Source organism: Pedobacter psychrodurus (assembly GCF_004331735.1).
Lineage (GTDB): Bacteria > Bacteroidota > Bacteroidia > Sphingobacteriales > Sphingobacteriaceae > Pedobacter > Pedobacter psychrodurus.
This window is the reverse complement of the sequence record NZ_SJSO01000016.1, coordinates 39,663-53,857: the sequence shown is the minus strand read 5'-3', so window position 1 is coordinate 53,857 and position 14,195 is coordinate 39,663. Positions and strand designations below refer to the sequence as shown.

Genomic DNA, 14,195 nt, shown 5'->3' with positions numbered 1-14,195 from the left:
CTAACTTATAATTGGATCTGTAGGAATTTTTTGTCGTTTTGTGGATCTTCTAAAAACCATGCGGGGTTACCGTAGCGGTCTTTCCCCAGCCTGGCTCCGGCAATAGGAGGGGTATTGGTGTCAATCACCACAGCGGTGGTCTGCGATTTTGGCACTATAGTTTCCTGATTTCTGAGATTGGGAAAAAAGCCAGCGATGATAAGTTCATCTATTGATGAGTTAAAAGCGCTAATGATTTTACTGATGTCATCATAAGTTGTAGCCTCTGTCATAAAACAAGGAAATCCATCCAGGATATGGATTCCTTTTTCCCTCATTAATACAAAAAGCAGTTCACTATAGGGTATATCCTGTTCAAACTTTATTTTCCATAGCGAACCATAATTAGCGATTTTGATAGGCAGTTGCCTTACCGCGATTTCCCTTTCTAATGCCTGAGCGATAAAATTCCCTTTTTCATTTAGGCTTTGTTGTAGTGCAGGACCTTGTTCTTTCATATAGAGCAGGGATGCCTTGGCGGCGGCCAGCGCTAAGGGGTGGCGAACAAAGGTTCCGGCGAAATAAGTAATGCCTACTTCAGGTATCGACGTATCACCATAATTCCATGAGCCGCCATCAAGTGCGTCCATGAATTTCCTGTTTCCCGCGATCACGCCTATGGGAATACCCGAACCCACCACTTTTCCATATGAGGCAAGATCTGCTTTTATCCCAAATTGTGCCTGTGCACCACCTGGATGCATCCTGAATCCTGTAATCACCTCATCAAAAATCAGTGCGATGGAATGCTTATGGGTAATTTCACGGAGTTCGGCTAAAAAAGCGATTGGTACAAATTCTGGCCGTCTACTTTGAACTGGCTCTACCAACACCCCCGCAATTTCATTTGCCCGTTGTTTGATTATTTCAAGCGTTTCATCTGTTCCATAATCAAGGATTAGAATATTCTCTACTGCTTCCGGCATGATGCCTGCTGCTGCTGGAAAAGATTTTAATTTCTTTGTGCCCCTTACCAATACCTCGTCAAAAATTCCATGATAAGAACCTGAAAAGGCTACAATAATTGAACGGGCAGTAACCGTTCTGGCCAGTCGGATACAGCCCATCACAGCCTCAGAGCCCGTACTGCATAGACCTGTTCTCTCAAATCCAGTAAATTCACAAATCAGTTTGCTCACCTCTGCGGCCAATTCGTGCTGCGGACCAACTTCAAAACCCTTTTCGATCTGATTATGGAGGGCTTCTTTAATAAATTGGGGTTGATAGCCCAGCATATTGGATCCAAATCCATTTAGGGCATCAATATATTCGTTATCATCCAGGTCCCAGAGCTTGCTTCCTTCTGATTGTTTAACCACCACAGGGTAAATCAGATCCTTAAGCGTAGGCTTAAATCCATTTACAACCCGTGGGTCTGCCATATAAGGTCTGCTTTCTATCGTGTAATTTTTGCTTTTTGCAGTTTTTGAATTATAGCGTTGCGTTAGTTCCGCTAAAAAAAGACGTTGTTTATCGTCGAGTTCTGTTTTGGTGAATTCAATTTTTGGTGTGGCACCAAAAGGTTTGCGTATTTCTTTTTGTTCATCCTGTGTTAATTCGCCCAGCGCAACATTCACATGCTTGTTTACCTTTTCAGGTGCTTCTGCTGGAACAAGAGGGGTTATGTTTTGCACAGGCTGCGGAAGATTGGTTAATAGCTGAATCTGTTTAGCGATTAGCTCAAGCTGGGCCGACAGTAGGGATAAAGCGGTATGATCCTGACTTTGATGTTGAACTCCTGGCACTGAAAAGTTTTGCTGCGGTTCTGCTAAAGGTTGTTGTGGAGTTATAAATTTGCTTATATAATCTGTCAGTGCATTTATAGAAGAGCACTCTTCATTTAGTTGCCTGAATGTGATGGGTACATTAAACTCCTTTTTAAGTGAACTCGCGACCTGGGTTAGCAGTAATGAATCAAAACCGATTTCCAAAAAGTTTTTATTGATATCTACCCCTTCAAACTCGATCCCGGAAGAATTTTCCAGCACGGTTTTAACTTTTGTAATAAACATTCTTTTTTGTATCTCTTTCTGATCGGTATCCATAGTTGTATCGTTATGTATCGTTATGACTTGATGGGCCAGGTTGCCTTGGACTGGCTCTACCCAGTATTTTTTTCTATCAAAGCAGTAAGATGGGAGTTCGAGAAAACCTCTCTGCTGATTTTTATAATATTCTTCCCAGTTTATTTCCTGCCCTTCCTGGAATAGCCGCCCCAGAGAGTGAATGATTTGTCTGGTTTCTGAATCTCCTTGCTTTATGCCAGGAATAACTGAGGCCGAAACAGGCTGCTCGAGCAAAATCTGCCTGATAAAGATACTTAGGGTATCACCGGGACCGACCTCCAGAAACATTGGATCGTAAGCGGTGGCAATATGCTCTACTGCAGTTGAAAACTTTACTGTTTTTCTCAAATGATCCGCCCAGTAATCTATATTTAGTGCATCTTTATCCTCAAGTAAAACACCTGTTACCGTTGATATTAGGGGAATTTTTGGACTAGAAAGGGCAATGGTGGATACGAATTCGCGGAATGCAGGTATTACCGGATCCATCATTGAAGAATGGAACGCGTGGCTGGCGGATAGGAATTTGCTGGGAATACCAAGGCCGTCAAGTTTGGTCTTAAACGTGGAGAGCGATTCGACTGGGCCGGCGATTACGTATAAATTATTTGTATTCTTTGCTGCAATAGAAAGATCGGTTGGTAAAATACTGATGAGATCTAAATTTTTAACCCTGATTGATAACATCCCCCCAGCGGGTAATTCACTTATCATCTTCCCCCTGAGGGCAACAAGTTTCAGTGCATCAGCTAAGGAAAAGATCCCTGAAAGATGTGCTGCAACATATTCACCAATGCTGTGGCCGCAAAGCACATCTGGTTTGCACCCAAAACTCATCCATAATTTGGCCATTGCGTACTCCGTAGCAAAAATTGCGGGCTGAGCATATCGGGTGTTTTGCAATGATTCTGTTTCCTGTCCGGAAGAAAATAAAAGATCCCTCAGGTCAACCGTGATAAATTCCTTTAGGATATCGGAGCACTCATCAATCGCCTCGCGGTACACTGGTTCCTGTTGATAGAGGCCATAGCCCATATTATGATACTGTGAACCCTGTCCGGGAAACATAAAAATGAGGTCATTCGCCTTTTTTGTCAAATGGTTGATCGAAAATGCATCCGGATTGTTATTTGCCAGCTGGTTTGCCAGATGCTCTTTAGTATCAACAACGATGAAACCACGATGGTTGAAAACGCCACGTGAGTTTTGTAGCGAGAAGCCCATATCTTCAGCCAGGGTTTCAGGGTGAAGAGATACATAGTTTTTTAGCTGTGACCTGTAACTTGTCAAACTTTCAACCGATTTGGCCGATATAGGAATTAACTCATATTCACGGCTGATGTTGGTTGTTTTGATGTTGTTTTCATAACCTTCCAGAATAACGTGCACATTTGTACCGCCCACCCCGAAAGAACTCACTCCTGCAACCCTTTTTTGATCAGTCCAAGCCTGAAGGTGATTGTTTACATAAAAAGGGCTGTTATCGAAATCAATGTTCTTATTTGGGGTATTGAAACCAATTGATGGCACTAATTTTTTATGATATAGGGATAAGCAGGTTTTGATAAAACTGGCTACACCTGCTGCTTCTGTCAGATGGCCGAAATTACTTTTTATGGAGCCGATGGCGCAGTATTGATTATTGCTCTGATTTCCAAAAGCCTGAACAAGGCCCTCAAATTCAATCGGGTCGCCTATAGGCGTTCCGGTACCATGGGTTTCAATATAGGTTATTTCCGTGGTTTCGATGTCGGCATCCACAATGGCTGAGAGCACTGCATCTGCCTGGCCATCGGTACTTGGTGCAGTAAAACTGGCTTTGTCATATCCATCGTTACTTACCCCCACACCCTTGATCACTGCATATATAGTGTCGCCGTCGGCCTGTGCATCTTCAAGTCTCTTCAACAATACCACACCCGCACCATCACTAAAAACGGTGCCAGTTGATTCATCATCAAAGGGCCGGCAATGACCATCTTTGCTTAAAATGCTTCCTTCCTGATAAATATGACCGCTATTGATGGATGCATTTATACTCGCGCCTCCTGCCAATGCAATGTCGCACTGCATGGCCCTTAAACTGTTTACCGCCTCTAAAATTGCCAACAGGGAAGTAGAACAGGCCGAATTGATATTGATTGCGGGCCCTTTGAGATTTAAGTGATATGCTGTTCTTGAAGCGATATAATCTTTATCATTAACCGTGGTAACCTGTAGCTTGCCCATGGTTTCGATTTTATCAGGATGAGCCAGTACATTGTTTTCATAATAGAAGTTCGGACCGCATCCCGCGAATACTCCAGTCTTATAATCGACTTTTGAAGGCAGATGCCCTGTTTTCTCCAATACTTCGAATGCAATTTCCAGAAATATCCTGTGCTGTGGATCCATTAACTCAGCCAGCTTTCTGTTTATTCCGAAGAAATCCGGATCGAACATTTTAGGATTATCAATAATACCACGGGCTTTGATATACAAGGGATCTTTTCTTATCTGCTCTGGTATATTAACGTCCAGATCCTCATTACTGAAGAAGGTTGTAGTTTCCCTGCCCTGGGCCAATATATTCCAAAGTTCAGCTATAGTTTCTGCTCCGGGAAACCTGCCAGCCATACCAATTACGGCAATATCTCTGGAGTTGTTACCGTTTGAATGACGTTTTAGGCGGGTGGATTCCAATGCCTTTGTAAGATAATTTGCAAGTCCTGAAACCGTTGGATACTGATAAAGTTTTACAACAGGGATTTTGATATCCTGCATGTCCATGGCTATGATCAAACGCTGTGATAAAAGCGAGTTGCCGCCCAGATCGAAAAAATTATCGTGTGTACCGATACGTTTTACTGCTAATACATTTTTCCAGATGGCAGCGATTCTGGTCTCTAGTGCGGTTCTGGGTGCTACGTAGGGGTTGGCAAGCAGGTCAGAATAATCGGGAATGACCAGGCTTTTTTTGTCAATTTTCCCGCTGACGGTAAGCGGCATTTGTTCAAGCTCCACCCATATTCTGGGAACCATATATTCGGGCAACCTAGCGCTTAAGTAATCCTCAATATCGGTTTTCTTAAATGATGTACCAGAAACAATAAATGCAATCAATTGCTTATCGCTATCAGTGTTACTTTTAACCAGCACAACACTTTGGCTTATCAGCGAGCTTTCATTCAGCGCATTTTCAATTTCCCCAATTTCAATCCTGTAGCCCCTGATTTTTACCTGTTCATCAACTCTTCCAATATATTCAATATTTCCATCTGCCAGCCATTTTCCCATATCACCTGTCTTGTAAAAAAGGTGGTTGCCCAATGAACCTATTTTTATAAAATTCTGAGCGGTAAGTGTTGGATTATTTAAATAGCCTTTGGCCAGCTGCATGCCCGTCAGATAAATTTCGCCAACTTTTCCCCCCGCTACCATTTGCTTTGCTTCGTCGAGAATATAAATCTCTGTCCCTGTAAGCGGCTTGCCGATGGGCAAAGATTCAGAGAGTGAAATCTGATCCACGCTACACCTGAATGCGGTTGCGGTTACAGTCGCTTCAGTCGGGCCATAAACATTATAAAAATCGCCCTTTGACTGCCACTTTAAGAACAATGCCTTTGGACAGACATCGCCACCAACAACTATTCTTTTAAGTGTTGTATATTTTTCGGGATCAAGGTTTTCTAAAAAGCCTGGAGTCACGTCCAGATGTGTGATTTTTTTATCTGAAACATATTTTGTAAACCCTTCCATATCGGCCAGCAGCTCTTCGGGCAATAAAACCAAACACGCACCGGTAGTTAAAGCAATAAATATCTGTTCAACAGAAGCATCGAAGGAAATGCTGGAAAATAGCAAAATCCTGTCCTCAGCTGTTATACCGTAATAATTGCTTTGGTTGGTAATAAAGCTACTAACTGCTTTATTTTGTACAACCACGCCTTTTGGTTTTCCTGTTGAACCGGATGTGTAGATAATATAACTTACCGCTTCCACATCAGTGTTGACCGGTAAGGGAGTTTTTGGAGCCACATCGACGGGAAATGAATTTCCATCCAGCAGTATTACGGTTCCAGCGAAATCTGGAGGGGTTTTAAGGGAAGTGATGAGGAAATTTGCTTCTATGTCTTCGATGATATAACTGACCCTTTCCATAGGATATAACGGATCAATCGGTACATAACTGGCACCACATTTCATTATGGCCAAAATGGCAATGATCATTTCAAATGATCTGTTGAGTAAAATAGGAACCCGCGAATTCGTGTCTATGCCTTTTTCAGTAAGAAAATTGGCTAACTGGTTGGATCTGGTATCAAGTTCGCCGTAGGCAAGCGATTGATTATTATATTCGAGAGCAATGTTATCTGGAGATACATTACATTGGACAGTGATAAGGGCAGAAAGGGTCTTATTAAGCATACGAGGTTAAGATTGGTGGTGCCGCATTCTAATGTGTGATTACGTAAACTGTTGTTTGTAAGTGTTTTGTGAATTATTACTGATCGTGTATTTTTTTACTAAAGTACCTTATATAGATTTAGATCGGAATAGTGCGAAAGGGCTACTAGTATTTGAAAAGATCAGGTGTTTCCTTGTTGTAGAATAGTATTTATGATCAGTCAGTCTTTGCGAATGAAGGGAAATAGCAGAAAAAAGTATATTGAGTATGCAATAGGATAGAAAACTTGTAGGTGGCCAGAAAAATAGTCTATTGCAGGAATTCCCTTCAATGGGGAGGGCGTGCTATTGTAAAATAATGGATAGCTACTTCCTTATTGATTTTTCCCAGGCCGCACTCTGATTTTTATTGATATATCTGAAAATCCCTGCTGCCACCGCATAATTCATCATGCAGAAATAGTAGGGAATAAAAAGTGGTTTAATCCTGATGTTCTTCCGTTCCATCATAAGGCCAAGTATGGCCAAGGTATAAAAGGCACCTTGTGCGATCAATAGGAGCATGTAAAATTGACCACCATGCTGGGAAACAATCCAAATATTTGCCATTAAGGCCAGCACAAGAAGGAATGGGGTAATAGTCCATCTCAATACCCGATGCGAAAGGTACTGAAAGGTTAAAACCGGATAGCGAAAGGGGTTGGCGGCAACTTTTAGTCTAAGAATCGACTGGATTCCACCTGCGGCAATCCTGATCTTTCGTTTAAGTTCTTCAGTTGTGTTTTCTGAGGCTGTCTCGCTCGCGTAAGCAGCAGGTTCATAGGCAATCAGGTAGCCTTTTTCTGCAATTCTCATTGCGATCATATGGTCATCAATAATCGTGTCAGATTCGATAGGTTCATATAAAGAAGCCCGGATGCTGAAGAGCTCGCCTGCCGCGCCTACATTTGAATATAGTTCATAATCCCATTTTTTAAGTCTCGACTCGTATTTCCAGTAAAAACCCTCTCCTGCAGAACTGGCATCGGCATGTTGGTTAACCATTATCCGTTTTTCGCCAGCAACGGCGCCAACTTTTTTATTCTGGTAATGCTTAACAAGCTCGTTCAGTGCCTCCGGATTCAAAAAGGTATTGGCGTCAGAAAAGACAATGATCTCACCCTTCACATATGGCATTGCCCTTTTGATTGCCGCCATTTTGCCGTGGCGTGCGTGATCATGTAAAAGCAGAATCTCTTCGTAAGGATAAATAAGGTCTGGGGTACGGTCTGTAGATCCATCACTGATGAAGATGATCTGTAATTGCTCTTTTGGATAACTTAGGGCTAGTGTGTTTTTTATTTTATCAATAATTGTTGCTTCTTCATTCCAGGCTGCTACCAATAAAGTAACCGTCGGTAACACCGCATCGGGGAGAAGTTTTGTAGGTCTGGTAAATAACCGCTTGATCTTGATGATTACGTAAAGCAATAGTCCGTAACCAACGAAGGTGTAGGTTACGATAAAAAGGCAGGCCCAAAGGAAAATAATCATTGTTTATCGGATATAGATTAAGTAGGTGATATTAATTGGTAGATCAATAACCCACCTGATCACCAGTCGGCACGAAGTTAGGCTTAGCGAAACCCTGTCCCAATAGTCCTTTAATACCATTCTATTGTGAGTTGTTTCATGTAGACTCTCTTATGAAATTATTGAAGCACTGCCTCCAAGATGGTTTTTTGAATGAAATATGTTCCATTTTAGTGCTTTTAAAACGGAAGGGATAAGATCAGACCTTCCTTTCAACATATAGCCAATCAATTGTTTTGGAATGGCCAATAGGAGATAATAGGTGCTAAAGAGCATTACATTGATCCAGCTGGTATTCCGCCGCATAAACAGCATCCGGTTACGGGTAATGAAATAAGTTTTTATAGGGCTTTCCTTACCCACACTCATAGATTCCTTATGAAGGATATGTGTTTTTCCGCTGAACCAGATTTTTTTGCCTGCACGTTTGAACATTTCACACCAGTCTAGCTCCTCATAATATAGAAAATATTGCTCGGGCATCAGGCCGATGCGATCAACGTCGGTTTTTCTGCACATCATTGCCGCTCCATGACAAAAGGCTGTTTGATGACTGATGTTTGCATATTGGTCTTTATTCAAATGTCCAAATCCGATGGTTTGATTTCTTCCAGTAATAAAGTTTATTGGCGTGTAGCCAGCGTATTGAATAATATCTGGGTCATCATGATAAAGTATTAAAGGGGAGAGAATCCCTATTTCGGGATGGATAAGCATTTCTGCTATAAGCTGTTCAATAAATCCTGGAATAAGCTCAGTATCGTTATTTATCATCAAGATATACTCCCCGGTAGCATGCTGTATACCCAGGTTGTTTCCTCCTGCAAAGCCCAGATTTACTTCCGAACGGATATATTTTATTGCAGCATAACAGGCGCTGAACAGATTTTCGTTGTCTACCTCACTCGCATTGTCAATTAGAATTACCTCTATTTGGTCTAATGAACAATTCTCTTTAATTGACTTCAACAGATCCAGTGTAACGCCGGGCTGATTATAATTAACGGTGATGATTGATGTTTTTGCCATTACGGCAAACTTAGCGAAAGCGGTTTTATCAGTCTATAGCCTTTTCGGGTGGTTTAGCTAGCATAAAATGCAAAGATCATAAATGACGAAAAAAGGCTATATGCCATCCTAAAACCCAATGGTAGTTTTGCATGCAACTACTAACCGGATAAATTTTACCATGATCTCCATATGTTACCTACCACTATAATGAAAATCAAAAACAGATTCTTAATGATATTGCTGCTAATGATGGTGGCAAATACGCTTTATGCCCAACAGATTCTGTTGATCGGCTCAGATTCGAGAGAAGAAAATCAAAGGGGCAATGCTGATCTGATTATGGTTATCACTGTAAAAAACAAGGAGGTAAAGTTAACTTCCATCTTGCGAGATACTTATGTGTACATTAAAGGATATGGCAATCAGAAGCTCAATGCAGCATACCGGTTGGGCGGGCGAAAATTATTGATATCCACCATTAATGCAAACTTTAAAACCAAGCTGGTGTCCTCAATCGTTACTGATTTTAACAATACGGCAAGGGTAATCGATGCTTTTGGAGGAATAACCATAAATATAGATAAAGGCATCCACCAATATGTGAATAGATACATAGCAGAACAGTCATACTTAAAGGGGGTGCCACTTCTGCCCCTAACCCGTTCAGGGATACTTAAGTTAACTGGTAATCAGGCGCTTGCTTATGCCCGTGTGCGGGTGGCTGGCACTTGCTATGGTGATCATGCACGGGTTGAAAGGCAAAAAAATATTACCAAAGCCGTAATCAGTTACGCCGTAAAGAATAAATCACTCGCGTTGAAAAATATATCAGACCTATGGCCGATGATTGATACCGACATTAACCTGAAAGACTATTTTAAAGCCTTTAGTACATTTCTTAATAAACAACGACTGCCCAGATCGCAGGTTTTTCCAAGCGGAAATTTATATGCTAATAAACGGATCAATGGTGTAGGCCTGGTATTGAAGATCAAAGATTTCAAAAAGGCATCTTTCTGTTTAAACGATATGATAAAATAATTGATGAGGTTGCATTCAAAGGTTTAGTATGTTGTATTTAACGTTTGGGTGAAGCCTTGCATGATGTAAAATATTAAGTCCAAGTTTAGTTCTCGGACTTAATATTTTAACTTAAGAAATTCAGCGATCAATGTCTGCAATTAAGCTAAAGATCTGTTTAATTCAATTTATGGTATTGTAATTTTTGGATATTATTTAGATGAAGATTTGCCAAGAATTTTGTCGGCTTTTAGGATTTCTAAATCACTTTTTTTAACATCTTTCATCATGGTAAAGTGATCATATATTGCACCATCCGAGGCAATCCATTTCAGATCAAGTTTGTTTCCCTGAACTTCGAGCATCACCGCTCCGCCTACTTTGTTATTGGAGTAATACATGGCATCATGAGGGTAGGTTGCTTTATTTCCGCCTAATGCTCCTGCAGAACCACTTACTACATATACGGTGCCTTTTTTATCGCTACTGCTTTTGAGGTAGGGCATTGAATTTTTACTGCCATCATAGAGCGCAGTAGATGAGCTGATTTCATATTTCTTAGCATCATAATCTGCTTCTTTTCCGAAATAACCCTTAATAAGCTTGCTTCTTTCGTAAACGTGACTATGGCCGCACAACACCAAATCTACTCCGTTTTCTTCCAGAATTTTAATAAAGTTTTCCCTGATTTTTACCAATAAAGATTCAGTATCCGAATCGTGTGATCCTTTGGTATAAGGAGGGTGATGGAAGTAAGCCACTGTCCACTGCTTGTTGCTGTTTGCTTTTAAATCTTTTTTTACCCATTCTGCCTGCTCACCCATTTCATCGTAAATGTGCTGGCCTTTATTGTCTGGACCATATGAATCTAACGCAAGAAAATGAACGTTTCCAATGTCGTAAGAATAATAAGATTCTGTATTTGAAGGAACACCACCCGCTTCTGCCTGAGTAGGTACCGAGAAATTTTGATAATACGCCATTTTATTCTCGTCAGTTGCTGTTGATGAATCAAAGTCGTGATAATCATGATTACCTGGTACCGGATAGAGTGGGTATTTCTTTAACAAATTATCTTTATAAATATTGAAGAATTTGGCTTGGAATTCTGCATCTGTACCGTCAGAATAGGCATTATCTCCCATTAAAATCCAGGCATTTAGATAATTGTTGCCCAGATATTTAATTACCTGGTCTCTCACATTTCTCTGATTAGCGGAGTTGTTGCCACAATCGCCGAACCCTGCAATTCTGATGAGTTGTTCGCTGCCTGTTTGAGGAAAGGTGTAAAAATAGTTTTCATTATCGCCCTGAAGTGTCGTATCTGTATGGTTCCCAATGGTATAATAATACTTCGTCATTGGTTTCAGGTTTTTCAGCTTAACAATGTGTTCACTAACCAAAGTCGAATCTATAGTTTCATACTGCAATTTCTCAGGGCTTTCTCCATATCTAACCCGACTTCTGTCGTATACATTTGTGCGCCACCTTAAGGTTATGCTGGTTGGGCTTGCCATTTGTAAATACGGCCCTCTAAGTAATTCAGCTTGAATACCCGAGAGTACCTTTTTCTCTTTTTTTACTTCTTTTGGTGCGGCAACGTCTTGAGCCAAAACGCCAAAAGGCAGCGCCATTATTAAAAGTAATGTGTTGATTGTTTTCATTGATTTATTTGTTAATTTTTGCTATTTGTAATTGTCTGTTAATGCTTCCATAAAGGAAACGATTGATGCTGTTTCTTTTGGACTAAGCTTTAATGGGGTGGAAGAAAGGGTCTGATCGGGAACATCAAGACCTAAGCCTTTGCCTCCGCCCAGGTTATAAAATTCTACAACTTTTTCAAGGCTGGAAAAATTACCGTTGTGCATATACGGGAATGTTTTAGCTGCGTTTCTTACTGTAGGAGTTTTAAATGCGCCTTTATAGAAATGGATTTTATATATTTTATATCTTCCTTCGTCTAAATCAAGCTCAGCCTTTGTAAAATCATCGTTTTTAGTCGTGCCCAATATTTCAAGTTCCGATCGATCGAAAAGGGGTGGTACCAGTCCGTTAAATAATGGTGGAAAATGGCATGTGCCGCATTGTGCTTTACCCATAAAAAGGTTAAATCCTTCAACTTGTTGAGCGGTCATGGAATGTTTATTGCCTGCCAGTGCCCGATCGAAAGCAGAATTCATTGGTGCAAGCGTTTTAATATAGGCAGAAATAGCAGCGGCCAGTTCATTCATACCGGGTGTTCTGGATGATACAAATAATTCAGCGAATGCTGTTTTATACTGTTTTTTTGAAAGAATATTTTTTGAAATCAAATGCTTTGAACCGCCCATTTCTAAAGGATTAAAAATTACATCATGTACCTGTGCATCTAAATTTTGTGCTCTTCCGTCCCAAAATTGGCTGTGTTGCATGGCTGCGTAAAACAGCGTAGGCGTGTTGCGTTGCAGAATAGAATCCCGAATTAAAGCGCTGCTTCGAACCTTAAGATCGGTGAAATAGTTTTCTTTTTGATGACAACTGGCGCAACTCACTTTAAGATTTCCGGATAATGCCGGGTCAAAAAAGAGCTTTTCCCCCAACCTGGCAAGTCGCGATTCCTTTTTTGAATGCTTTTGCTGTTTTCTGAAACCTTTAAGCGCATTGGGCTGATAAATGTTGTCTGCATCGTAATTAACAAATCCAGCGGAATCTGCTTCAAGTTTCAAATCCTTTGTTAAAAGGCGCATTTCCTTTTGCAGTGGAAGCGCATAATGAAGCAGGTAATCCATTCTGTTGAAAGTATCGAAATCTGAATGATTATGGAGGTAGATGATGGATTGCTCCAGTAAAGCATCCACTCTTGCCCCATGTAAAGGCTTCTGATCTGAATAAGGCTTAATCACCCTTCGCATTGAAGCCGATGCTTCAGCAATTTCACTCATGCTGGATTTGAGCAGTGGAGCGTCGAAGCCTGCGATGGAGAGTGTTGACCAACGAATGAGCTCGAGCCGTAGGCTTTGCATCATTTGAGCATCGTTGATTTTGAAATTATAAAGGAGTGAAGGCATATCCTGCACTGATGAGGTTAAGATCTCTGCCTGTTCAACTAATTTACTTTTAGCAAGATGCGGATTTTCCTCAAAAAGCAGCGTTTCAATATATTGTAATCCCATCGGTTCAACAAGTTCTAACTCTGGCTCCTCTACCTCTGTTTTTGGGGCGGCATTGTAAAATCCGGTTTCACTCTGAAAAAAGTATGTCAGAAAACATTCAATTCTTTTATAATCTCTACGACATTGTAAAAGGGACTTTTTTGCATTTTGAATTGAACTCGAATCCTCGCTGATCTTACCAATTACTTTCTGCAACATTTGGGTAGAACGGATAAAAATGCCTAATTCGGTTTTATAATACTCCAGGCCTTGGCTGGCGCCAATATTCCCATCATCTCCAACCTTTGCTGCGATTAGGATAAAACTGAAAAGGAATAAAATGATAACCAGCTTGTTTTTCATGGCTTATTTTAATCGTTATTAGTATACATTGTATTTAATCCCAAATGATGCTGTTTTACCGGTAGTTAAAGAGGAATAGGTATATTCCTGCTCATACTGGTGTCTTCTTTGATCTTGATTAAGCAGATTATTAGCAGAGCCATACAGGGAAAGCTTCGGTGTGATGAAGAAGTTTATGTTTGCATCAAGATAATTTGCTTTGTCGTAATATACGCCACCTTTGTTATTTACGCCTAATATGGTGATAAAGTCGGAGGTATTGTTGTAGGAAAGACGCACGTTGAAGCGTTTAACTTCGTAAGCTAGAGATAAGTTTAGAATATCTTTAGCGGTACCTGGCAGTTTCGGCTGTCCTTCTTTTACAAAAATGAAATTGTGTGTGTAGTTAGAATAGATACTCAGATGGTTATTTATTTCTTTCGATATTGGTGTGTAATTAGAAGTTCTTCCCAAGGCTCGCAAGCAAAAGCAAATCATAATAGCAGACGTTCTTTGTCCATTTTTTTAGGGGATAGGCGTTAGCAAAGCGAAGTTGTTAGGACACGCGAAGTTAGCCCTCCTATATTAAGCGAATTTTAACTGTATTTTAAAAGTTGGGTTATTTAAC

At 40.6% G+C, this 14,195-nt stretch carries 7 protein-coding genes; 1 reads left to right on the top strand and 6 read right to left on the bottom strand.

The window, feature by feature from the left end:
- Positions 1-5: 5 nt before the first annotated feature.
- The 3 genes from EZ456_RS17530 to EZ456_RS17520 form a co-directional block, all read right to left on the bottom strand.
- Entirely contained in the window at positions 6-6,512 is a 6,507-nt protein-coding gene (locus EZ456_RS17530; protein ID WP_131532361.1) for a polyketide synthase, read from the bottom strand.
- 345 nt (positions 6,513-6,857) lie between these two features.
- Entirely contained in the window at positions 6,858-8,024 is a 1,167-nt protein-coding gene (locus tag EZ456_RS17525) for a glycosyltransferase family 2 protein (protein ID WP_131532359.1), read from the bottom strand.
- A 150-nt stretch (positions 8,025-8,174) separates the two neighbouring features.
- Positions 8,175-9,092 carry a glycosyltransferase family 2 protein gene (locus EZ456_RS17520; RefSeq protein WP_131532357.1) on the bottom strand — a complete coding sequence of 306 codons (918 nt, stop codon included), beginning with the start codon at positions 9,090-9,092 and terminating at the stop codon, positions 8,175-8,177.
- A 189-nt stretch (positions 9,093-9,281) separates the two neighbouring features.
- On the opposite strand from EZ456_RS17520, the gene EZ456_RS17515 reads away from it, so the two are divergent.
- Positions 9,282-10,115, top strand: a complete 834-nt coding sequence (locus EZ456_RS17515; protein WP_205945123.1) for an LCP family protein — start codon at positions 9,282-9,284, stop codon at positions 10,113-10,115.
- Between the two features lie 191 nt (positions 10,116-10,306).
- On the opposite strand, the gene EZ456_RS17510 is transcribed toward EZ456_RS17515, so the two are convergent.
- Genes EZ456_RS17510 through EZ456_RS17500 form a run of 3 tightly spaced genes read right to left on the bottom strand, consistent with a single transcriptional unit; the run spans position 10,307 to position 14,041 of the window.
- A complete protein-coding gene (locus tag EZ456_RS17510; protein WP_205945122.1) occupies positions 10,307-11,758 on the bottom strand; it encodes a purple acid phosphatase family protein in 1,452 nt (483 codons plus the stop codon).
- Between the two features lie 21 nt (positions 11,759-11,779).
- Positions 11,780-13,588 carry a cytochrome-c peroxidase gene (locus EZ456_RS17505; protein WP_131532352.1) on the bottom strand — a complete coding sequence of 603 codons (1,809 nt, stop codon included), beginning with the start codon at positions 13,586-13,588 and terminating at the stop codon, positions 11,780-11,782.
- Between the two features lie 18 nt (positions 13,589-13,606).
- The gene (locus tag EZ456_RS17500; protein ID WP_131532350.1) at positions 13,607-14,041 is read right to left on the bottom strand and encodes a TonB-dependent receptor; all 435 of its coding nucleotides are present in this window, start codon (positions 14,039-14,041) and stop codon (positions 13,607-13,609) included.
- Positions 14,042-14,195 lie beyond the last annotated feature (154 nt).